18 protein-coding genes and 1 tRNA gene are annotated in these 21,404 nt (G+C 72.6%); 13 read left to right on the plus strand and 6 right to left on the minus strand.

Annotated elements, in window-relative coordinates; all coding sequences use genetic code 11:
* Nucleotides 1-103: 103 nt before the first annotated feature.
* Entirely contained in the window at nucleotides 104-454 is a 351-nt protein-coding gene (locus HNR61_RS07405) for a metallopeptidase family protein (protein ID WP_182842391.1), read from the minus strand.
* 23 nt (nucleotides 455-477) lie between these two features.
* Between HNR61_RS07405 and HNR61_RS07410 the strand changes: the two genes are divergently transcribed.
* Both HNR61_RS07410 and HNR61_RS07415 read left to right on the plus strand, forming a co-directional pair.
* Nucleotides 478-2,028, plus strand: coding sequence for a metallophosphoesterase family protein (locus HNR61_RS07410; RefSeq protein WP_312897803.1), 1,551 nt, complete (start codon nucleotides 478-480; stop codon nucleotides 2,026-2,028).
* Nucleotides 2,029-2,102: 74 nt separating this feature from the next.
* Nucleotides 2,103-2,175 (plus strand) — tRNA-Glu (locus HNR61_RS07415).
* A gap of 627 nt (nucleotides 2,176-2,802) precedes the next feature.
* Here the strand turns inward: HNR61_RS07415 and HNR61_RS07420 are convergent.
* On the minus strand, nucleotides 2,803-3,027 hold the full coding sequence (locus HNR61_RS07420) for a hypothetical protein (RefSeq protein WP_182842392.1): 225 nt from the start codon (nucleotides 3,025-3,027) through the stop codon (nucleotides 2,803-2,805).
* Between the two features lie 641 nt (nucleotides 3,028-3,668).
* On the opposite strand from HNR61_RS07420, the gene HNR61_RS07425 reads away from it, so the two are divergent.
* Complete coding sequence (locus tag HNR61_RS07425) at nucleotides 3,669-4,157, plus strand: hypothetical protein (RefSeq protein ID WP_182842393.1); 489 nt, start codon at nucleotides 3,669-3,671, stop codon at nucleotides 4,155-4,157.
* 78 nt (nucleotides 4,158-4,235) lie between these two features.
* On the opposite strand, the gene HNR61_RS07430 is transcribed toward HNR61_RS07425, so the two are convergent.
* Nucleotides 4,236-4,823 (minus strand): TetR/AcrR family transcriptional regulator, encoded by a 588-nt coding sequence (locus HNR61_RS07430; protein ID WP_182842394.1) that lies wholly within the window; start codon nucleotides 4,821-4,823, stop codon nucleotides 4,236-4,238.
* Between the two features lie 308 nt (nucleotides 4,824-5,131).
* On the opposite strand from HNR61_RS07430, the gene groL reads away from it, so the two are divergent.
* On the plus strand, nucleotides 5,132-6,757 hold the full coding sequence (groL, locus tag HNR61_RS07435) for a chaperonin GroEL (RefSeq protein WP_182842395.1): 1,626 nt from the start codon (nucleotides 5,132-5,134) through the stop codon (nucleotides 6,755-6,757).
* Between the two features lie 55 nt (nucleotides 6,758-6,812).
* Here groL and HNR61_RS07440 read toward each other — a convergent pair whose 3' ends face one another.
* Entirely contained in the window at nucleotides 6,813-7,349 is a 537-nt protein-coding gene (locus HNR61_RS07440; protein ID WP_182842396.1) for a MarR family winged helix-turn-helix transcriptional regulator, read from the minus strand.
* A 227-nt stretch (nucleotides 7,350-7,576) separates the two neighbouring features.
* Here HNR61_RS07440 and HNR61_RS07445 point away from each other — a divergent pair, with 227 nt between their 5' ends.
* The 4 genes from HNR61_RS07445 (at nucleotide 7,577) to HNR61_RS07460 (ending at nucleotide 12,827) form a co-directional block, all read left to right on the plus strand.
* Nucleotides 7,577-8,359, plus strand: coding sequence for a lytic polysaccharide monooxygenase (locus tag HNR61_RS07445; protein ID WP_182842397.1), 783 nt, complete (start codon nucleotides 7,577-7,579; stop codon nucleotides 8,357-8,359).
* Nucleotides 8,344-8,967 carry a DUF305 domain-containing protein gene (locus tag HNR61_RS47390; protein ID WP_220509122.1) on the plus strand — a complete coding sequence of 208 codons (624 nt, stop codon included), beginning with the start codon at nucleotides 8,344-8,346 and terminating at the stop codon, nucleotides 8,965-8,967. The genes HNR61_RS07445 and HNR61_RS47390 overlap by 16 nt, the downstream gene beginning before the upstream one ends.
* A gap of 239 nt (nucleotides 8,968-9,206) precedes the next feature.
* Nucleotides 9,207-11,147, plus strand: a complete 1,941-nt coding sequence (locus HNR61_RS07455) for an APC family permease (protein ID WP_182842398.1) — start codon at nucleotides 9,207-9,209, stop codon at nucleotides 11,145-11,147.
* Nucleotides 11,148-11,231: 84 nt separating this feature from the next.
* Nucleotides 11,232-12,827, plus strand: coding sequence for an AMP-binding protein (locus tag HNR61_RS07460; RefSeq protein ID WP_182842399.1), 1,596 nt, complete (start codon nucleotides 11,232-11,234; stop codon nucleotides 12,825-12,827).
* A gap of 8 nt (nucleotides 12,828-12,835) precedes the next feature.
* Here the strand turns inward: HNR61_RS07460 and HNR61_RS07465 are convergent, their stop codons facing one another.
* The gene (locus tag HNR61_RS07465; RefSeq protein WP_182842400.1) at nucleotides 12,836-14,896 is read right to left on the minus strand and encodes a hypothetical protein; all 2,061 of its coding nucleotides are present in this window, start codon (nucleotides 14,894-14,896) and stop codon (nucleotides 12,836-12,838) included.
* Between the two features lie 206 nt (nucleotides 14,897-15,102).
* On the opposite strand from HNR61_RS07465, the gene HNR61_RS07470 reads away from it, so the two are divergent.
* From HNR61_RS07470 to HNR61_RS07485, 4 genes are read left to right on the plus strand one after another with little or no spacing between them, the layout of a single operon-like run.
* Nucleotides 15,103-16,599, plus strand: a complete 1,497-nt coding sequence (locus HNR61_RS07470; protein ID WP_182842401.1) for a DUF2079 domain-containing protein — start codon at nucleotides 15,103-15,105, stop codon at nucleotides 16,597-16,599.
* A gap of 30 nt (nucleotides 16,600-16,629) precedes the next feature.
* On the plus strand, nucleotides 16,630-17,019 hold the full coding sequence (locus HNR61_RS07475; protein ID WP_182842402.1) for a hypothetical protein: 390 nt from the start codon (nucleotides 16,630-16,632) through the stop codon (nucleotides 17,017-17,019).
* A 53-nt stretch (nucleotides 17,020-17,072) separates the two neighbouring features.
* On the plus strand, nucleotides 17,073-18,545 hold the full coding sequence (locus HNR61_RS07480) for an MptA/MptB family glycosyltransferase (protein ID WP_182842403.1): 1,473 nt from the start codon (nucleotides 17,073-17,075) through the stop codon (nucleotides 18,543-18,545).
* A gap of 57 nt (nucleotides 18,546-18,602) precedes the next feature.
* A complete protein-coding gene (locus tag HNR61_RS07485; RefSeq protein ID WP_182842404.1) occupies nucleotides 18,603-19,517 on the plus strand; it encodes an exonuclease domain-containing protein in 915 nt (304 codons plus the stop codon).
* 245 nt (nucleotides 19,518-19,762) lie between these two features.
* Here the strand turns inward: HNR61_RS07485 and HNR61_RS07490 are convergent, their stop codons facing one another.
* Nucleotides 19,763-20,410: a restriction endonuclease gene (locus HNR61_RS07490; RefSeq protein ID WP_312897862.1), complete on the minus strand. Its 648-nt coding sequence runs from the start codon at nucleotides 20,408-20,410 to the stop codon at nucleotides 19,763-19,765.
* A gap of 181 nt (nucleotides 20,411-20,591) precedes the next feature.
* On the opposite strand from HNR61_RS07490, the gene HNR61_RS07495 reads away from it, so the two are divergent.
* Nucleotides 20,592-21,272, plus strand: coding sequence for a L,D-transpeptidase family protein (locus HNR61_RS07495; protein ID WP_182842406.1), 681 nt, complete (start codon nucleotides 20,592-20,594; stop codon nucleotides 21,270-21,272).
* The last annotated feature ends 132 nt before the right edge of the window (nucleotides 21,273-21,404 follow it).

The following is a 21,404-nucleotide window of genomic DNA, read 5'->3' on the forward strand; positions in this document are numbered from 1 at the left end:
TGGGCAATTGGCGGGCACCTTTGCCGTCCCGTGATCTGCCGGAACGCGCGGTATCGCCCCCGTGGGGACCGCCCCCCACCTCGCCGTTCGGGCGCCGCCGGACTCAATATCCGAGCTGGTGCAGCCGGTCGTCGTCGATTCCGAAATGATGCGCGATCTCGTGGACCACCGTGATCCGGACCTCCTCGACGACGTCCTCGGGGCTGTCGCAGATCTGCAACGTCTCGTTGCGGTAGATCGAAATGTGATCGGGCAGGACGCCCGCGTACCAGTCACCGCGCTCGGTGAGGGGTACGCCCTGATAAAGGCCGAGCAGACCGGGCTCGGGGGCGTCGTCCTCGACGACGATGACGACGTTGCGCATGAGTGCGGTCAGCTCGGACGGGATGGTGTCGAGGGCCTCGGCCACCAGGTTCTCGAACTCGTCCCGCGACATATCGATCACGCCCACCATTGTGCGCGACCGAAGGAGGAATCGTGCCCGTCCGGACCTCCGTCCGGCTCCCGTCCGTCCTGACCGGGCCCCGCGCCCGCCGGACCGCCCGGATCCTCGCCGTGATCGCCGTCGGCCTGCTCGGCGGCATGATCGGCCTGCTGCTCGGCGGCCGTGTCGAGACCCCCGTGGGACCCACCGAGGTCTCCCTCCACCTGCGTCCCTCCTGGTCAGGCGGCACCACGGTGCAGATCCCCCCGCTGGGCGCGCTCCACATGGACACGCACGAGGGCCCGTTCCAGCTCCGGGCCTCGGTCGCCGAACTGCACCCCGAGCCGGCCCGCAAGCTGATCGAGGACGGCACCGCCCTCGAAAAGATCACCGATCGGATCGCCGCCGACCTGCGCCACGGGATCATCGTCCTGCTCCTGCGCGCGCTCGGCCTGGCACTGGCGGCGTCGTTCCTGGCCGGGCTGCTGGTCTTCCGGTCCTGGCGGCGCGCCCTGCTCGGCCTCGGCTCGGCCGTCGCCGCCGCGCTGGTGATCGCGCTGGCGACCTGGGCGACGTTCGACCCGCGTTCGATCGCGCAACCCCGCTACACGGGCCTGCTGGCCAACGCGCCCCAGCTGGTCGGCGACACCCGCAACATCGTCGAGCGCTTCTCCGCCTACCGCGTCCAGCTCGCCCGCCTGGTCGGCAACGTCTCCAAGCTCTACTCCGCCACCTCGACCCTGCCGACCTACGAACCGGACCCGTCCACGATCCGCGTCCTGCACGTCAGCGACATCCACCTCAACCCGGCCGCCTGGAACGTGATCCGTTCGGTCACCACCCAGTTCCAGGTCAACCTGATCATCGACACCGGCGACCTGGCCGACCACGGCAGCAAGCCCGAGGACCGCTTCGCCGACGACATCGGGACCCTGAAGGTCCCCTACGTCTACATCCGCGGCAACCACGACTCCCGGGGCACCCAGCGCGCGGTGGCCCGCCAGAAGAACGCCATCGTCCTCGACGACGCCATGCGCGAGGTCCAGGGCCTGCGGATCTACGGCATCGGCGACCCCCGCTTCACCCCCGACAAGACGACCCGCGACGACAACGTGGGCACCGACCAGCTCCGCGCGCTGGGCCGCACCCAGGCCGAGAGGCTGCGCGCGTCCGGCCAGACCCCCGACCTGATCGCCGTCCACGACCCGGCCCAGGCCGAGGGCTACTCCGGCCAGGCCCCCCTGCTCCTGTCCGGCCACGCCCACAAGCGGAACACGAAGCTCCTGCCCACCGGGACCCGCCTGTTCGTCCAGGGCTCCACCGGAGGCGCGGGCCTGCGCGGCCTGGAGAACGAGCAGCCGACCCCCATCGAGCTGTCGGTCCTGTACTTCTCCCGCACGTCCCACCGCCTCCAGGGCTGGGACGACATCCGCCTGGGCGGCCTCGGCCTGACCTCCGCCCAGATCGAACGCCACCTGGAACCGTCCCCCGACCGCCCCATCACCCCGACCCCGCAGACCCCGCAGAGTCCACAGAGCCCGCAGAGTCCGAGCACACCCCCCGCGACCAGCACCGCGACCCCGACCCCACGCGAAGGGGCATAACCGTTTGCACGTCGCCCCTGGTTGTCCCCTATGCTGGCCTAGTGAAGGGTTGCGACTCCAACCGCGACCCTGGGGCCCCCTTCGTCTAGCGGCCTAGGACGCCGCCCTTTCAAGGCGGTAGCGCCGGTTCGAATCCGGTAGGGGGTACAGCGCGCATGGGTCCGCGGGGGCCGTGATCATCGATCACGGCCCCCGCGGCCGTTTTGCGGGCGGCCGGACCGCCACCATCTCCGCTGGCACGGAAACGGGTTCGATCCTCGTCCACCAGTCAGTGAACGAGAGTGACGGCTTCCGCGCGCTCCAGCGGCGCGCCTGGAGCAGAACGACGACGGGCAGGTCCGCGGAAGCGGGCCTGCCCGTCGTCGTAACCCGGTGGACTCCCCCGATCGCCGGAGGAGATGTCACCAGATGCACATGCGAGTACGCCGACTCCGGTCAGCGCGGGACGGCGGCGTTCCTCCCGCGATTCAGGACGCGGCCCGGAGGAACTAGGGGACGACTGCCTGCGGGCTCCTCGGCCCGTAGGTCAGAAAAATTGTCGTGGGCGAATCTCTGCCGATACAGGGGCAGGCGGGTGCAAGCCCAGCTCGCGGCACTGGGCGAACATCGTCGTCTTGGTCAGCTTGGGGCGGGCCGGTGGCGGGAACTCCGCCGTCCGGGGAGTCCGGTCGCGTTCGATCGCGTCGTCGGGATCGGTGCGCTACGCCGACCGCTGGCGCGCGGGGGCGTTCTCAAGGGTGAGGCCACCCGCGGGTGGCGGGACCGGAGTGCGTCTCAGAGCTTTTCGAGCTTGGCGAAGGGAGTGGCGATCCGGACCTTCTGCGGCCCGAAGTCCACGAGCACGGCTGCCTCGTCGACGCCGATGACCATGCCCAGGCCGTACTTGTCGTGCGTGACCCGGTCGTTGACCTCGAAGCGCTCGACCGGCGGAGGCGGCGCCGGAGCCTTGAACGGGCTGGTGGGAAGGTGACGTTTTGTGACTGCACGGGAAGTTTTCATCAAGCCCAGTATGCGTTGTCTTGGGGTGTCTATAGGACTCGTGCGGCCAAGTAAGTGCGATCAAGTTCGCATGACTCGGCGGCGGTGTCCGCCGATGCGGCCGGGACCGGGCTTCGGCGGTGGACAGCGGTGCGGGTGGACAGACCAGGCCGACGGCCACCTTTCGATGCGCTGACCTGGGCCAACACCGCGTAGGCAACCGGGCGGTATGCAGGGTCTGTCGAGTCGGAACCTAGCGTGTACCTGTTGATGCGAAGCCTACCTACACCCCGGCTTTCCCGCACCACCCCACGCCGATCCAGTGTTGGACCGGCAACAGCACCTTCCTCACGGCCGGCGCCGTCACCCTGGCCGGTGCCGCGTTCACCGGTCTGTGGCCGGTGAGGTCCAGACCGGCGAACGCCTTCGCGCCGTCCACGGCCTACCCCGCCCCCGCCTCTGAGCGCGTGTCCCGAACCTCGCCGAGGCGGCAGCGTCCGGGCCGTCCCGCTGGGACGGATATCACCCCAGGTCAGCGGGCGGGACGTCCCGCCGGGTCCCGGGGGACGCCCGACCTCTGTCGGGCCGGGGGCGGGGGCTGGTCGGATCGGTGACGGCGGCACCCCCGCCGCCGATCCCGACCACCTCCCTGGAGGAGTCCCGTGCCTACCGCACTGACGTCCCGGGCCGCTCTGCTGGGCCTGGCCACCGCCGCCACCCTGACCCTGGGCCCGGCCCTGCCCGCCGCCCAGGCCCACACCGCCCCGCCGGCCCCCTCCCCCGCCGCCGCCACGCTCGACTCCGCGGCCCCCGGCACGGCCGTCGCCACGCTGCTGGGCACCCCGACCGGGGTCAAGGCCAAGGGCGAGTGCGCCCGCTGGCAGAAGAACTACGCCAAGACGCTGCAGGTGCGGCCGTGCCTGAAGAAGAAGAACGGCCGGTACCAGCCCCAGGGCGCCTGGCAGAACCTGACCAACAAGAAGATCACCGTCCGGTGGATCCTGCGGTACAAGACCACCCGGTACGGCGCCTGGAAGATCTGCAAGCAGGGCAAGGGCCCGCTCAAGCCCAAGCAGCACTGGGTCACCTGGTGCGGCTGGTACAAGAAGGTCTACGACGTCCGCACCACCGGCACCGTGGTCAAGCGCTGACCCGTCCCTCACCGGCGCCCGCCCCGGTCCTCCAGCGGACCGGCGCGGGCGCCGCCGCTCCCCCGTCCGTCGCGCCGGTCAGGGGTGGAGCACCTGGCGCAGGGCCTCGGCCAGGATCTCGGCGAAGGGCCGGGGATCGGTGCTGTCGAGCCAGTGCCGGCCCGCCACCCGGACGGCCCCCGCGACGGCCGCGGCCAGCACCGCCGGGCGCAGCTCGCCGGCGTCGCCGCCCAGGCGTTCGGCGATCGCGGCGGCCAGCGGCTCCTCGGCCATGGCGAACGCCTTCAGCGCCTCGCCCTGCAACGACGGCGTGGACATGATCATCTTCAGTCCGCCCCGGTCCGGCTCGGGATCGGCGAAGACCTCGGTCACCGCCGCGATGACGGCCTCGTCCAGCGGCTCCCCGGCGGGCCGGGCGCTCAGCGCGCGGCCCAGCCGCCGGGCCTGGTCGGCCTGGAAGGCGCAGATCGCCTCCTCGCGGCTGGAGAAGTAGTTGTTGTAGGTCCGGGGGGCGACCCCGGCCGCCTCGGCGATGTCGCGGACCCGCACCAGGGCCAGCCCCTCGGGGCCCTTCTCCAGCGCCAGCCGCAGCGCGGCGGCGCTGATCGCCTCGCGGGTGGCCTGCTTGTTGCGCGTCCGCATGTCGTGGGCTTCGTCGGCGAACATGTGCGGTCGAGGAACGGCTGGTCGGGGCGTGGCAGCCGACCGCCGGTCCCGTACCCCCCTCCGGATCTCCTCAGGTCAACGGTGGATTGTTCCATGGCGGGCCGCGCCCGTCCGGCAATGCGCCACTTCTTTGTTGCGCTACACGCACTATATGCGTGGCACGCAACTTTCGGCTAGGGTACGAACCGTCGCCTGGCACTCGAACCAGGCGAGTGCCAATCACGGTGGCGTGCCGGGACGGCGAGGTCCGTCGGGCCGTCCGTCGCGGGCGCCGTCCCGGAACGCCGCCCAGAACCGCAGGAGGAGCGATGGCTGCAAAGATGATCGCGTTTGACGAGGAGGCCCGGCGCGGTCTCGAGCGCGGCATGAACCAGCTCGCTGACGCCGTCAAGGTCACCCTTGGCCCCAAGGGCCGCAACGTCGTGCTGGAGAAGAAGTGGGGCGCCCCCACCATCACCAACGACGGTGTGTCCATCGCCAAGGAGATCGAGCTCGAGGACGCCTGGGAGAAGATCGGCGCCGAGCTGGTCAAGGAAGTGGCCAAGAAGACCGACGACGTGGCCGGTGACGGCACCACCACCGCCACCGTGCTGGCCCAGGCGCTGGTCCGCGAGGGCCTGCGCAACGTCGCCGCCGGCGCCAACCCCATGTCCCTCAAGCGCGGCATCGAGGCGGCGGTCGAACGGGTCAGCCAGGAGCTGTCCAAGCTCGCCAAGGACGTGGAGACCAAGGAGCAGATCGCCTCCACCGCCTCCATCTCGGCCGGTGACGTCCAGATCGGCGAGATGATCGCCGAGGCGATGGACAAGGTCGGCAAGGAAGGCGTCATCACCGTCGAGGAGAGCAACACCTTCGGGCTGGAGCTGGAGCTCACCGAGGGCATGCGCTTCGACAAGGGCTACATCTCGCCCTACTTCATCACCGACACCGACCGGATGGAGGCCGTCTTCGAGGAGCCCTACCTGCTGATCGTCCAGGGCAAGGTCTCGGCCAACAAGGACCTGGTCCCGGTGCTGGAGCAGGTCATGCAGACCGGCAAGCCGCTGGTGATCATCGCCGAGGACGTCGAGTCCGAGGCGCTGGCCACGCTGCTGGTGAACCGGATCAAGGGCGTGTTCAAGTCCGTGGCCGTCAAGGCCCCGGGCTTCGGCGACCGCCGCAAGGCCATGCTCGGCGACATCGCCACCCTGACCGGCGGCCAGGTCGTCTCCGAGGACATCGGGCTGAGGCTGGAGTCCACCACCCTGGACATGCTCGGGCGGGCCAAGCGGGTCGTGGTCACCAAGGACGAGACCACCCTCGTGGACGGCGCCGGTGACGCCGGCGAGATCGCGGGCCGGGTCAACCAGATCCGCGCCGAGATCGAGACCACCGACTCCGACTACGACCGCGAGAAGCTCCAGGAGCGTCTGGCCAAGCTGGCCGGCGGTGTCGCGGTCATCAAGGCCGGCGCGGCCACCGAGGTGGAGCTCAAGGAGCGCAAGCACCGCATCGAGGACGCCGTCCGCAACGCCAAGGCGGCCGTGGAGGAGGGCATCATCCCCGGCGGCGGCGTGGCGCTGCTCCAGGCCTCGAACGGGGCGTTCGAGAAGCTGGAACTGGAGGGCGACGAGGCCACCGGCGCCAACATCGTCAAGCGCGCCCTGGAGGAGCCGCTGAAGCAGATCGCCGTCAACGCCGGCCTTGAGGGCGGCGTCGTGGTGGAGAAGGTCCGCAACCTGACCCCCGGCCACGGCCTCAACGCCGCCACCGGCGAGTACGTCGACATGTTCGAGGCGGGCATCATCGACCCGGCCAAGGTGACGCGTTCGGCGCTGCAGAACGCCGCCTCCATCGCGGCGCTGTTCCTCACCACCGAGGCCGTCATCGCCGACAAGCCCGAGAAGAACGCCGCCCCGGCCGACGGCGGCGACATGGGCGGCATGGACTTCTGACATTCCCGCGCCCCGGCCCCTTCCCGGAGGAGGCCGGGGCGGTGCCGGACGCCTCTCAGGGGGGCGCGTCGGTGGGGGAGGAGGTGGCCCGCTTGAGGATCTCGTCGATGTCGATCTCGCCGAGGACGGCGTCGAAACGGGTGATGAGCGACAGCAGGAAGCGCCGCACGGCCGGTTCGTCGGCCTCGTCGACCACGTCGTACAGCTCCCAGAAGTAGGGCTGCATGCGCTCGGCGGTCATCGCGACCAGGCCGCGGCCGGTCTCGGTGATGTGCAGCCGGACCACGCGGCGGTCGTGTTCGTCGCGGCGACGTTCGACATGCCCGTAGCGCGCCAGGGTGTCGGCGACGGTGGTGAGGGTGGCCGGGCTGACCATCAGCGTTCTGGCCAGGTCGCTGGGGCGCTGCCCGTCCCTGCCGTCGAGCGCGCGCAGGACCAGGAAACCGCTGGGGCTGACCCCGGTGTGCTCGACCAGTTTGGCGAACACCGGACCCGACTTCTGGGCGGCCAGCGCGAACAGCCGTCCGATGGGCCACTGCGCCACGGGACCGAGTTCGTCCAGGTCACCGAGGCCGAGATCGCGCAACTCCATGCCCCTCTTCTTAGCCTTCTGATTTTTAGCTGTCAATTCTTTAGGCACCTAAGTAATTCCGGGCGAAATCCCCGTCCTGCCCGGTCAGGCCCGGCCGGCCGCACGTTCATGATCACTTTTGGGGCTCTTAAGGAGGTCTTAGGACGCTCGTCGTTACCGTCCTGACGGTGATCGTGGCCGTCGGACGTTCCGGCGGTCCTCCCCCTACGACACTTCGGAGGCCTCGCATGCGCAGGTTCGTCGCCTATCCGCTCGCCGCCGTCGCGGCCGCCGGGTCGACGCTGGTCGTCGCGTCCCCGGCGTCCGCGCACGGCTACGTCTCCTCGCCGCCGAGCCGGCAGGCGCTGTGCGCGCAGCGCGCCGTGCCGGACTGCGGCCCCGTCCAGTTCGAGCCGCAGAGCGTGGAGGGCCCCAAGGGGCTGCGCAACTGCCACGCGAACCTCGGCCAGTTCGCCGTGCTGTCCGACGAGAGCCGCAACTGGCCGGCGAAGGCCGTCGGCACCAAGGTGACCTTCAAGTGGGCGCTCACCGCGCGGCACCGCACCAGCTCCTGGGAGTACTTCGTCGGCGGCACCCGCGTCGCCGTCTTCAACGACGGCAACCGCCAGCCCGAGGCGGTCGTGACGCACGAGGTCGATCTCGGCGAGTTCCCGGGGCGGCGCACCGTCCTCGCGGTGTGGAACATCGGCGACACCCCGATGGCGTTCTACAACTGCGTCGACCTGAACGTCGGCGGCGGCTCGGATCCCAGGCCCACGACCCCGCCCACCACCCCGGCCCCCCAGCCCACGCCGACGACGTCGCCGACCTCCACCCCGACCACCCGGCCGACCGCCCAGCCGACGCCGACCGGCACCTCCGGGACGGGGCGGCGGTGGGAGGCGGGCGTGACGTACCGCATCGGCGACGAGGTCACCCACGACGGCGTCCGGTACCGCTGCCGCCAGTCCCACACGGCGATCCGCAGCTGGGAGCCGCCGTTCACGCTGGCCCTGTGGCTGCCGCTGTGAGCCCCCGTCTCGGACGCCGCGCCGTGGCGCTGGCGGCGCTGGCCCCCCTGCTGCTGACGGCGTGCGGTACCGGGGCCGGCACGCCGAAGGCCGGACACGGGCACGGGCACGGGCGCCCCGCCGCCAACGCGGCGGCCGCGCCCGGTCACAACGACGCCGACGTGATGTTCCTGCAGATGATGATCGAGCATCACCGGCAGGGCCTGGAGATGGCCCGGCTGGCCGCCGGCCGGGCGCCGCGCGAGGAGGTGCGCAGGCTGGCCGCGGCCGTCGCGGCGACGCAGGCCGACGAGGTGCGGACGATGCGCTCCTGGCTCACCCGCTGGTCCGAGCCGACCACGGTCGACCACGCGCCGGGCGCGCACGCCGACCACGGCGGCATGCCCGCCACCGGGGAGAAGGAGATCCGCGCCCTGCGCGGCGCGAAGGGCGCCGAGTTCGAGAACGCGTTCCTCAGCCTCTTCCTCGCCCACCAGCACAACGCGGTGAAGATGGCCCGGACGGAGACGAGCAGGGGCGGCGACGCCGAGACCAAGGCGTTCGCCCAGCGCGTCGTGGAGTCGCGGTCCGACCAGATCCGGCAGATGCTCGGGCTCCTCAACGCCTGAGACGTCCAAGGCGGGCGTCGGCGCGATCCGCGCCGGCGCCCCGGCGGCGCGTCTCCCCGTGCCGGCCGGACGGTGGCGCGCCCCCCGCCCCGAACGGAAGATCAACCCATGCGGCCCGGGGGTAGGGCCGCCGAGGGCGGGGACACCCTGACGATCACGGTCGGTGAATCGCCGTGCGGGCGCGAGCGCGGATAGCATGCACCGTTTTGTCGGCCACGGGGGGCAAAGGGTGAGAACGGGTGAGTAGCACCGAGGTCCAGCCTTCGAGCGGTTCGTCGGTGCGGCGCTGGCTGTTGCAGGGACTGCAGCACCGGCCCGGTCGCAGGACGGGGCCGCACCGGCGGCCGGTGCCCTCGCACGAGGACGTGCCGCACAAGCAGCACCGCTGGTGGCAGGTGATGTGCCTCACCGGCGTGGACTACTTCTCCACCCTGGGCTACCAGCCGGGCATCGCCGCGCTCGCGGCGGGCGCGCTCAGCCCGGTCGCGACGCTGATGCTGGTGGCGCTCACGCTGTTCGGGGCGCTGCCGGTGTACCGGTCGGTGGCCGGGCAGAGCCCGCACGGGCTGGGGTCGCTGTCGATGCTGGAGAGCCTGCTGCCCGGCTGGCGCGGCAAGCTGCTGGTGCTGGGGCTGCTCGGGTTCGTGGCGACCGCGTTCATCGTGACGATCACCATGTCGGCGGCCGACGCCACCGCGCACCTGCTGCACAACCCGTTCGTCCCGCACTGGATGGACGGCTGGCAGGTCGCGGTCACGCTGGCGCTGATCGCGGCGCTGGGCGCGGTGTTCCTCGTCGGGTTCAGCGAGGCGATCTCGATCGCGGTGGTGCTGGTCGCGGTCTACCTGTCGCTGAACGTCGTGGTCGTCGGCACCGCCATCGCCCAGGTCATCGGCGATCCGGGGCAGGTGACCGACTGGAACAACGCGCTGCGCGTCGACTACGCCAGCCCCGTCGCGATGCTCGCCGCGTCGCTGCTGGTGATGCCCAAGCTCGCGCTCGGCATGTCCGGGTTCGAGACCGGTGTGGCCGTGATGCCGCTGGTCAAGGGTGACCTCCAGGAACGGATCCGGGGCGCGCGCAAGCTGCTCACCACCGCCGCCCTGATCATGAGCGTGTTCCTGATCACCTCCAGCTTCGCGACCACCGTGCTGATCCCGCACAAGGAGTTCGAGGAGGGCGGTCAGGCCAACGGCCGCGCGCTGGCCTACATCGCGCACGAGTACCTGGGCGACTGGTTCGGCACCGCCTACGACGTCGCCACGATCGCGATCCTGTGGTTCGCGGGGGCCTCGGCGATGGCCGGGCTGATCAACATCGTGCCGCGCTACCTGCCCCGCTACGGCATGGCCCCGGACTGGTCCCGCGCCACCCGCCCGATGGTGCTGATCTTCACGGTGGTGTCGTTCGCGATCACGTTCCTGTTCGGCGCCGAGGTCGAGGCGCAGGGCGGCGCGTACGCGACCGGCGTGCTGGCGCTGATCCTGTCGGCGGCGGTCGCGGCGACGCTGTCGGCGTGGAAGCGGGGACGGCGCGGGGCCGCGTTCGGCTTCGGGACCATCATGGCGATCCTCGCCTACGCCACCGTCGCCAACATCGTCGAACGCCCCGACGGCCTGGTCATCGCGGTCCTGTTCTGCGTCGCGATCGTGGTGACCTCGCTGGTCTCCCGCGCGACCCGCTCCACCGAGCTGCGCGTCACCGGGGTGACGATCTCCGACGAGGTGCGGCGCTGGCTGTGCGAGGCCGGCGAGATCCGCATCATCGCCAACGAGCCCGACGACCGTGACCAGACCGAGTACGTCGACAAGGCGCGCGAGGCGTGGGAGCTGCACCGGCTGCGCAGCGCCGAGACCCTGCTATTCCTGGAGATCACCGTCGGCGACGCCTCGGAGTTCGAGTCGGAGATCAGGGTGACCGGGGAGGAGCGGCACGGCTACCGCATCCTGCGCGCCGAGAGCCCCAGCGTCGCCAACGCCATCGCCGCGATCCTGCTGGAACTGCGCGACGAGACCGGCAGGCTCCCGCACGTCTACTTCCACTGGGCCGAGGGCAACCCGGTCGGCGCGCTGCTGCGGTACCTGGTGTTCGGCGGCGGCGACGTGCCGCCGCTGACCCGCGAGATCCTCCGCCAGGCCGAGCCGGACGCCGAGCGCCGTCCGCTCGTCCACGTGGGCTGACCCCCGTCCGGGGGTGGACGACGTAAGGGCGCACTTGCATGATGGGGTGCGCCCTTACCCGTCTGACCTGCGAGGACATCGTCCATGAGCCTGACCCCGGAGGAGCGCCTGCACGCGTTCCTGGCCGAGTACGCCGCGCCCGACGCCCGCGCCGCGACCCTGATGTGCGACCGGCACCCCGCCGACGCGGTGGCGTTCACGCTGGTGGAGCCGGACCTGTCGAGCCGCGAGATGACCTTCGGGGAGCTGCGCGAACGCTCCGAACGCCTCGCCGGGGCCCTGCGGGCGCTCGGCGTCGGCCCCGGCGACCGGGTCGCGACGCTGATGGGCAGGTCCGCGGAGCTCGTCGTCACGCTGCTGGCGATCTGGCGGCTCGGCGCGGTGCAGGTGCCGCTGTTCACGGCGTTCGCGCCGCCCGCCATCGCCATGCGGATCACCGGCAACGGCACCCGGGTCGTGGTCGCCGACGCCGACCAGCGGGCCAAGCTGGAGCCGGGCGAGGCGATCCCCGCCGACGCCCCCTGGCGGGTGATCACCGTCGGGGAGGAGTCCGACGCCCTGCTCCGCGACGCCGCGCCCGTCACCGAACCGGCCGTGACCGGCGGCGACGGCGTCCTGGTCGAGCTGTACACCTCCGGGACGACCGGCACGCCCAAGGGCGTCCCGATCCCCCTGCGCTCCATGGCGTCGATGCGGATGTACGTCGAGTACGCCCTCGGATGCGAGCCCGACGACGTGTACTGGAACGCCGCCGACCCCGGCTGGGCGTACGGCCTGTACTTCGCGGTCATCACCCCGTTGATCATGGGGCGGACCAGCCTGCTGCTGCGCGCCCCGTTCTCCCCCGAGCTGACCTGGCGGGTGCTGGAGCGGTTCGGGGTCACGAACTTCTCGGCCGCCCCGACCGTCTACCGCGCCCTGCGCAACTCCGGGACCGTCCCGGCGGGGCTGCGGCTGCGCCGCTGCTCCTCGGCGGGCGAGCCGCTGACGCCCGACGTGGTCGAGTGGGCGGAGCGGGCCCTCGGCCTGCCGGTCCTGGACCACTACGGCCAGACCGAGTCCAGCATGATCGTCGCGAACGCCTGGCACCCCGACCTGCGCGGCGAGACCCGGCCCGGCTCGATGGGCCGCCCGCTGCCCGGCTTCGCCGTCGAGGTGCTGGACGCCGGGCGCGACGAGCCCGCCGCGCCCGGCGAACGCGGCCGGGTCGCGGTGGACCGGACGGCGAGCCCGCTGTTCTGGTTCACCGGCTACCGGGACGCCCCCGAGCGCACCGCCGAGCGGTTCTCCGCCGACGGCCGCTGGTACCTCACCGGCGACCTGGCCTCCCGCGACACCGACGGCTATCTGTACTTCGGCTCCCGCGACGACGACGTGATCCTGATGGCGGGGTACCGGATCGGGCCGTTCGAGGTGGAGTCGGTCCTGACCCGCCACGCGGCGGTGGCGGAGGCGGCGGTCGTCGGCGTCCCCGACGAGCTGCGCGGCGAGGTCCTGGTCGCCCACATCGTGCCGCGCGACGGCGTCGAGCCCGACGACGCCCTGGTCGCCGAACTCCAGCGGCTCGTCAAGAAGGAGCTGGCCGCGCACGCCTACCCGCGCCGGGTGACGTTCGTGCCGGAGCTGCCGAAGACCCCCAGCGGCAAGGTCCAGCGGTACCTGCTGCGCCGGCGGGGCTGAGCGGCCGGTCAGGGGGCCGGTTCGGCCAGCCAGACGTCGACGTTGTAGGTCCAGGTGCCGTGCGGCGGGCTGACCAGGGTGTGGCCGTCCTGCCGCGCGCGCAGCTTCAGCGCGTGGCGGGGCCGGCCGTAGGGCGCGACGTCGTCGGGTTTCGCGCCCAGCACGACGGGCGTCCGGCCCGCCGCGCGGATCCGGTCGATGATCCGCCGCACGTCGTCGGGCCGGGCCCCCGCCACCGTGCGGGCGGCCGGCCGGCCGCACATGCCCCGCACGACCTGGCTGAACCGTTCGCCGGTGAGCTTGTCCACGATCACCACGGACCGCTTCCCGCCGCCGATCTGGCGGCACAGCCCCGCCACGCCCGCGACCGAGCCGCGTTCGACGGGCGGGTAGAACGACGGGATCGCCATCCCCAGCGCCGGGACCGCCAGCACCGTCACGGCGCCGACCGCCACCGCGCGGGTGGCGCGCGGCCCGTGCCCGTTGCGCCGGTAGGCCCGCACCGCCCGGGCCGTCGCCCACAGCGCGATCAGCAGCAGGCCGGGGATCACGACCGGCAGGAAGCGCCGCGACGCCCACGGCTGGTCGGGGGTGATGCCCGGCCGCCACAGCGTCGTCACCGACGTCCAGGCGACCACCGCCAGCGGCAGCAGCCACTGCGGGTCGCGGCCGCGCAGCAGCCGCCGCGCCAGCAGCGCCGACCCGATCGTCGCGGCGAGCAGCGCGGGCACGCCGGCGTACCAGGCCACCCAGATCAGCGAGTTCTCGTAGTACTGGCGCGCGCCGTCGACCGGCAGCTTCTCGAACCGCTGGAGGAACTCGATGTAGGCGGCGGTGTCCTTGTCCGGCTGCGACACCGGCACCCGCACCACCGTCTGGACCAGCGGCCGCACCGCGAACCCGACCGTCACCAGGACGGTCAGCACGGCCACCGCCGTCGGGAACGGCGGTCGCGACAGCCGCCCGGCCGCGCGCAGCAGGACCGGGCCGGTCCGCCGGTTCCGCAGCGCCAGGACCAGCGCCGCCGTGAGCACCACGGCCGCCGCGCTGATCATCAGAAGGGGATCGAGGGAGTCGCTCAGGTACTCCAGGTAGGGCCGTGACAGCACGAACCCCTCGGCCAGCCCGGCGCCCACGCCCAGCAGCAGCCCGCCGCCCAGCGCGTACCCGACCCGCCGGGAGAACGGCGTCGGCACGCCCCACGCCACCCCGGTCACCGTCAGCAGCCCGGCGAACGCCAGCACCGGCAGCACGTCGCGCAGCCCGTCGATCCGCACCAGCACGATCAGCCCGAGCGCCAGGCCCGCCAGGAACGCCCGGCCGCGCGCCGCCGCGACGTCGGCGTTCCGCGCGTCGTGCAGCAGCGACAGCCCGCCGAGGAACAGCAGCAGCGCGACCAGCTCGCTGTAGCTGGACCGCGCGGCCCACAGCATCGGCAGCGTCACCGCCAGCAGCAGCGCCGCCGCCGGGGCCCAGCGGGGCCCGACCAGCCGCGCCGCCAGCCCGCCGAACGCCACCACCGCGCACGCGCCCAGCACCGGCGCGACCGCCAGCAGCCCGGTCATCCCGCCCAGCCAGTGGCCCAGCGCCAGCACCATCGGCAGGCCCGCCATGAACTGCGGGACGATCGACTCGCCCCGCTGGTAGAACGCCGGGCTGCCGTAGGTCAGCGCCGGGTCTCCGCCGCCGAACGCCGCCCGGTCCTGCGGGATCGGCAGCGACCCGTGCTCGCTCAGCCAGACCGCGAACTGCACGTAGGAGGCCGGGTCGCGGCGCGGCACGATCTGCTCGGAGACCAGCGCCAGCTCGACGACCAGGAACACCAGCCCGGCCGCCAGCACCCCCGCGGTCGCCCAGCGGGGCGTCCCCACCGGCTCGCGGGCGGCCGGCCCGGGGCGTTCCCGCAGGCCGAGCCAGAGCGCCCCGGCGGCCAGCGGCAGGAACAGCCCGATCACCGGCAGCGGCCGGAACCATCCGGCCATCAGCAGCGGCAGGGACACCGCCAACCACGCGACGATCAGCAACGCCGGCGCGACGCTGATGCGCGTGAGCACTCGCCCGGCGCCCATCGGTCCTTCTCCCCTGGTGGTTACGGCATCGGTCCGGCGCGTGCGGCCGGGGCTTCGAGCGTATAGGGCGCGGAACGGTGCCAGTGCGCCTCCGGCGCACGGCCCGCGCCCGCGCCCCGCCGTCGCGGCGGTGCGGGGAGGCGACCCGTGTTTGTACCCTCATACGGATTCCCAGGCGCCGGAGAGACGGGACAGTGGACGGTCAGGTGAGCGGAGACGAGACGGCGGTCGCCGAGGGCCCGCCCGCGGCCTCCCCCGGCGGCGGGGCCGCCGCGCCGGGGCGTCCCGGCCCCGGGGGCCGCCCGCACGCCCGGCTGCCCGTGGCGGTCGCCGCCCTCTTCGCGGCGCTGTACTGCGTCCACTCGCTGATGCGGCACGCCCTGCTCCGCAGCACCGGCTACGACCTGGGGATCTTCGAGCAGGCGGTACGCGGCTACGCGGAGTTCCGCGCCCCGATCGTGCCGCTGAAGGAGCCGGGCTTCCACCTGCTCGGCGACCACTTCCACCCGTGGCTGGCGGCGCTCGGGCCGCTGTACCGGCTGTGGCCGGACGCCCGGCTGCTGCTGGTCGTGCAGGCCGTGCTGATCGCGGTGTCGGTGGTCCCGGTCGGCCGGCTGGCGATCGACCGGCTGGGCGTGCGGTCCGGCGTCGCCGTGATGGTCGCCTACGGGCTGTCGTTCGGGTTGCAGGGCGCGGTCGCGTTCGACTTCCACGAGATCGCGCTGGCGGTGCCGCTGCTGGCGTTCGCGATGGTCGCGCTGGCGGAGGAGCGCTGGCGGGCCGCCGCGCTGTGGACGCTGCCGGTCCTGCTGGTCAAGGAGGACATGGGCCTGGTCGTCGCGGCGGTCGGGGTCTACCTGCTGCTGCGCCGCCGGTGGCGGCTGGGCGCGGCGATGCTCGGCGGCGGGTTCGCGGCCATCGCGGTGATCGTCCTGGTGCTGATCCCGCTGTGGAACCCCAAGGGCTACGCCTACTTCGGCAGCGTGTCGGGCGGCGGCATGGTCCACGGCTCCCCCGGGGCGGGCGGCGACCTGCTGGGCACGCTGCTCGGCTTCCCCGCCAGCCTCGTCGAGCACCCGCAGAAGCTGTGGCTGCTGTGGATGCTGGGCGTGGTGACGGCGTTCGCCGCGCTGCGCTCGCCGATCACGCTGATCGCGCTGCCGGTGGTCGGCTACCGGCTGGTCTCCACGATCTCCCTGCACTGGAGCACCGAACGCGTCCACTACAACGCGATCCTCATGCCGATCCTGTTCGTCGCGCTGGTCGACGCCGTGGTCCGGATGCGGGGCGGCGCGCGCCGCCCGGTGCGGACGTACGCGCGGTTCGCCGTCCCCGCGGCGCTGGCCGTCTCGCTGGTGAGCCTGCCGGGGACCGAGTTCGGCAAGATGTTCTCGCCGTCGTTCTGGACGACGACCCCGCACGTCACCGCGGCCCGCCAGGTGCTGGCCATGGTCCCCGACGACGCCCGGGTCGCCGCCTCCAACTTCCTGGCCCCCCAGCTCACCGGCCGCGCCGAGGTGGTGCTGTTCCCCAACGTCACCCGGGCCCCCGTGGACTGGGTGGTCGTGGACACCAGGCGCCCCTCGGTGGTGCCGGTGCCGCCCGCCGAGATCCCCGCCGCCATCGCCGCGCTGCCCGGCCAGGGCTTCCGCCTGGTGGCCGACCGCGACGGCGTCCAGCTCTGGCACCGTCCCGGCCGCTGAGAACCCCCGCACGACCCCGAGGAGTCCGCCATGCTCGCCATCACCCTTGAGAACGTGCGCGTCTTCCTGCACGTCCTGGCCGCGACGATCTGGGTGGGCGGCCAGCTCACCCTGGGCGCGCTGGTCCCAGCGCTGCGCGGATACGAGGGCGTCACCAAGGTCGCCGCCACCCGCTTCAACCTGGTCGCCTGGCCCGCGTTCGGCGTCCTGCTGCTGACCGGCATCTGGAACATGCAGGCCGCCGGCTTCTCCGGTCCCGCCGCGATGACGCTCAACGTCAAGCTGGGCTTCGTGGTGCTGTCGGGCGTCTCGGCGTTCCTGCACGCCCAGGCCAAGACCCCGAAGGGCCTGGCGATCTGGGGCGCGCTGGGGCTGGTCGGCGCGCTGGCGGCGCTGTTCTTCGGCGTCCAGCTCGGCTAGCCGGGTCCGGGGGCGATGTCCCGCCACCTGATCATGCTGGTTAGTTTGGGGGTGTGCGGGGACTCGGGGGACGGTTGCGGTGGTTCGGGGACGGCGGGGCGCGATGGGGCGGCGCGGGACTGGCCGTGATCGGCGCGGCCGTGCTCGCGATGGCCCTCATCTGCGTCCAGGGGCCGTCCTACGCGGTCCCGAGGACCGGGGGCTGGCGCTGGCTGGACCTCCGCCCCTCCGCCCTGACGACCCTGCTGCTGTGCTGGGCGGTGATGGCGTTCGGCGCGACGGGGGTGTACCTGGCCCTGCGCGGGCTGCGCCTGGGCTGGCGGCCCTCCCCGACCCGGCTGCTGGTCGCCGGGCTGGCCGTCACGGGGGTGCTGGCCGTCCTGCCGGTGGCGGGCTCCACCGACCTGCTGAGCTACGCCCTGTACGGGCGTGAGGCGGTGCTCGGCCTCGACCCGGCCGTCGCCGTCCCGCAACAACTGATCGACGCCCATGACCCGGTGGCCCGCTTCGCGCCGCGCGCCTGGCGGAAGACGCCGTCGGTGTACGGCCCGCTGGCCAACGGCCTGTTCTGGCTGGTCGCGCTGCTCGGCGGCGCCTCCATGGCCGCGATCACCTTCCTGCTCAAACTGGTGATGGCGGCGGCCTTCGCCGGAACGGCCCTGGTCCTGGACCGGATCACGGCCGCCGACCCCGACCGCCGCCGCCGCGTCCACCTGCTGTGGACGCTGAACCCCCTCATGCTGTGGGCCGGGGTGGTCGGCGCCCACGTGGACGGCCTGGCCGCGCTCCTGATGGCGGCGGGCCTGCTGGCGTTCCACCTGCGCGACCGCGCGCCCGTTCCGTTGCTCCTGCTGACGGGGGCGCTGCTGGGCGCGGCTGCGGCGGTGAAGGCCCCGTTCGCCCTGGCGGGCCTGGCCCTGGCCTGGACCCAGCGCCGCTCCCTCCGCGCCCTGGCGGCCCTGGCCCTGGGGGCCGTGGCGGCGATCGTCCCGGCCTACCTGCTGGCGGGGCAGGCGACGTTGCAGGTGATGTTCACGAAGCTGGACGGCATCTCCCCCATCAGCCCGTGGCGCTGGCCGGTGAGATGGGCGGCCGACGCCTCCTGGACCGTGACCCACGAGACCCTGGGCTGGACGGCGACGGCCCTCCTGTTCGTCCTGCTGGCCTGGCGCGCCCCGAAGGCCCACGAGGACTTCCCGGAGATCCGCCCCCTGTTCGTCCTGTGCGCGGCATGGCTGCTGGCCTCCCCGCTGCAACGCCCGTGGTACGACGCCATGCTCTTCCCGCTCCTGGCCCTGATGCCGGCCAGCTGCCTGGACGCCCTCCTGCTGTTCCGCAACGCCGCCGCCGAATCGGGCCAGATCCCCGGCGTGGTCCCCTACCGCCACTGGCCCCTGAAGAACTTCGGCGTCTACACCTACTGGTACGTGTCCGGAGCGATGCTGGCATTCCTGACCGCCATCGCGGCAGCCCTCCCCCTCCCCACCCGCCGGACCGACGGGAACGCCACGGCCCGGCGTCGTTGAGGTGGGGGTTTGGGGATTTGGTGAATGGGCTTGGGGCTCGTGGTTAACGTGGCTGGTATGTGGCCGGCGGATTCGGGTGGAGATGACCTCGGGTGGGCTTGTGTCGATGTCGAGACGACCGGGTTGGACTCGTTGGCGGATCGGGTGCTGGCGGTCGGTGTCGTCGTGCTCGGGGCCGGGGGCGAGTTCGAGGGCGAGTTCGGTTCGCTGGTGAATCCGGGGGTTGATCCGGGGCCCGTCGAGGTGCACGGGATCACCGTGGAGCGGCTTCGGGGGGCTCCGTTGTTCTCGGAGGTGGCCGGGGAGGTCGCGCGGCTGCTCCGGGGGCGGGTGATGGTCGCCCACAACGCCGAGTTCGACTACGAGTTCCTCGCCGCCGAGTTCGCGCGGGCCGGGATCGAGCTTCCCGTCGAGCGGTGGCTGTGCACGCTGTCGCTGAACCGGCGGATCCGGCCGCCGGTCGGGGATCTGCAGTTGGGGACGCTCGCCGCGCACTACGGGGCCGAGCACCGGCGGGCGCACGACGCGTTGGAGGACGCCCGGGCGCTGGCGGGGGTGCTGCGGGGGTCGCTGGCGGCGGCTGATCGGGACGAGGTGGCGTTGCCGCTGGTCAGTTGCCGGGCGCGGCGGGCGCGCAGGCCGCCCAGCATCCCCAAGACCCCGTGCCCCTACCGGAGCCCGGGGCGGATGGACGAGGGCGGGCCGCTCGTCCAGGGGATGAAGGTCGCCATCACCGGGGAGACCGTCATGCCCCGGGAGAAGCTGGTCGAGCGGGCCGTCGCGGTGGGGCTGAACGTCATGGGGTCCGTCAGCCGCAACACGAGCGTGCTCGTCACCAACGACCGGGGGCTGGAGACCGCCAAGGCGCGCCGGGCCGCGGAGGAGGGCGTTCCGGTCGTGGACGAGGGCACGTTCCTGCGGCTGCTGGACGACGTGCGGCCCGGCGTGCCCGCCGAGTCGGTCAGGGCGTAGCCGATCATGTGCCGGTGCGGCACGGGCCCGGCGCGGCGGTGGATCGCCATCGGGTTCGTCACGAACCGGCCCGCCGGCCGGTAGGGAACGGGGGCGTGCCACTCGACGTCCGGGTAGCGCTGCCTGAGCAGCGCGTCGACGGCGTCCCAGCCCTCGTGGTTCGTCATGGTCGCTCTGACCTCCTGCGCGGCGGGGTGCTGCGACCCTGGTGCCGCCGGTCGCCCGCCGTCGCGGAGCGGCCGGGATCAGGGCAGGGAGATCGGGGTGCCGGTCAGCCAGCGGGCCAGATGGGGGCGGTCGACCAGCAGCAGGCCGCACAGGGCCGCCTCCTCGGCGGCCTGGCGGGTGAAGCCGCTGGAGGCGACGAAGACGCCCCGGTGGCCGTCGTAGGTGGCGTTCAGCGCGCCGATGAAGTTGCGGACCTCGGGGGCGCCGATCGGCTTCGACCAGCGTTTGCACTGGACGGCCACCGGCTTGCGGTCGGGGTCGCGGGCGGTGATGTCGGCGCCCCGGTCCCCGGCCCCGCCGAGGACGCGGACGTCGGTGAAGCCGTCGCGGCGGAGCAGTTCGGCGATGTGCTCCTCGAACTGCGTCCCGGTCATCCGGTCGACGACCTCCAGCCGGCTGTTGGCCTCGAAGATCGCGTGACGCTCCCGTTCGGCCAGCCGGGCCAGGTAGTAGCTGCATCCGATGATCGCCGCCAGGCCGAGGACCAGGCACAGCGCGGTCAGGACGGGGTGGGCCGCCACGGTCCGGCCGAACGCGGCCGTCGTCAGGACGCCGGCCCCGGTGGCGATCAGTGCGAGCTTCACGATGGAGGGCGGTCGTTTCCGCCGCGGCGGCGGGTAGCCGGGATAACGCTGCATGGGCACCTCCGGCGACATGGAGTCCACCAAGGGTGACACCTCGTGGTGATCGTTGGTCAGGGCGAGGCTGGTTCCGGACAGAGCCGGAGGCGGACGCGCGGCGTGAACCTTCCCCGTGGGGCCGGAGTCGGAAAAGATGGCGGTGTCACCCCTGTGGTCCATGAGGATCCCCCTGTCCCGCGGAACGGAGAGTCGTTCGCGTATGCGCATGAAGTTGGCCGGTCTGGCCGTCCTGGTGTCATCCCTGTCCGCGTCGCTGGTCGCCGCCCCCGCGGCGGAGGCCGCGGCGAAGCCCACGCTGCGTTACGGAGCCAAGGGCAAGTACGTCAAGTACGTGCAGGAGCGGCTGCGCGCGCTGCACTACGCCCCCGGCAAGGCCGACGGGAAGTACGGCACGGACCTGCGGTTCGCGGTGCTGGCGTTCCAGAAGGTCAACGGGCTCGCGCCGAACGGGACCGTCGGCAGGCGCACGTGGGCGGCGCTGGCCAGGCCGAAGGCGCCGGCGCGGATCGTCTCCGGGGGCGCGGCGAACCGGGTGGAGATCTCCAAGAAGCGGCAGCTCGTCGTGGTCTACAAGGGCGGCCGGGTCCAGCTCATCACGCACACCTCGACCGGCAGCGGCAAGCGGTACTGCCACCAGGGCAGGTGCGAGGTGGCCCGGACGCCGTCGGGGAACTTCCGCGTCCATCGGAAGATCAACGGCTGGCGGCACGCGCCGCTGGGCGACCTGTACAAGCCGGTCTACTTCTACCGGGGGTACGCGCTGCACGGGTCGCCGAGCGTGCCGCTGTACCCGGCCTCGCACGGGTGCGCGCGGCTGCCGATGCGGCACACGGCGGACCTGCTGTTCCGGATCGTGCCCATCGGGACCGCCGTCTACGTGCGCTGACGGGCGGGGTCGTACGCCCGCCGCGTCCGTGTGTGCCGGTCACCCGGGGGTCGTCGGAAGGCTCCGGCTCGGTGTGCACGGACGCGGCGGGCGTTCTCAGTACGGAGTGATTACTCTCCGCGACCATCTCAT

This window comes from Actinomadura kijaniata (assembly GCF_014138665.1).
Classification (GTDB): domain Bacteria; phylum Actinomycetota; class Actinomycetes; order Streptosporangiales; family Streptosporangiaceae; genus Spirillospora; species Spirillospora kijaniata.

Coding starts and splice junctions, on each gene's coding strand:
- HNR61_RS07420 (WP_182842392.1), bottom strand. CDS start 3,027: ATGAAAACTTCCCGTGCAGTCACAAAACGTCACCTTCCCACCAGCCCG.
- HNR61_RS07445 (WP_182842397.1), top strand. CDS start 7,577: ATGCGCAGGTTCGTCGCCTATCCGCTCGCCGCCGTCGCGGCCGCCGGG.
- HNR61_RS07460 (WP_182842399.1), top strand. CDS start 11,232: ATGAGCCTGACCCCGGAGGAGCGCCTGCACGCGTTCCTGGCCGAGTAC.
- HNR61_RS07440 (WP_182842396.1), bottom strand. CDS start 7,349: ATGGAGTTGCGCGATCTCGGCCTCGGTGACCTGGACGAACTCGGTCCC.
- HNR61_RS07430 (WP_182842394.1), bottom strand. CDS start 4,823: ATGTTCGCCGACGAAGCCCACGACATGCGGACGCGCAACAAGCAGGCC.
- HNR61_RS07495 (WP_182842406.1), top strand. CDS start 20,592: ATGAAGTTGGCCGGTCTGGCCGTCCTGGTGTCATCCCTGTCCGCGTCG.
- HNR61_RS07405 (WP_182842391.1), bottom strand. CDS start 454: ATGGTGGGCGTGATCGATATGTCGCGGGACGAGTTCGAGAACCTGGTG.
- HNR61_RS07475 (WP_182842402.1), top strand. CDS start 16,630: ATGCTCGCCATCACCCTTGAGAACGTGCGCGTCTTCCTGCACGTCCTG.
- HNR61_RS07465 (WP_182842400.1), bottom strand. CDS start 14,896: ATGGGCGCCGGGCGAGTGCTCACGCGCATCAGCGTCGCGCCGGCGTTG.
- HNR61_RS07485 (WP_182842404.1), top strand. CDS start 18,603: ATGTGGCCGGCGGATTCGGGTGGAGATGACCTCGGGTGGGCTTGTGTC.
- groL (WP_182842395.1), top strand. CDS start 5,132: ATGGCTGCAAAGATGATCGCGTTTGACGAGGAGGCCCGGCGCGGTCTC.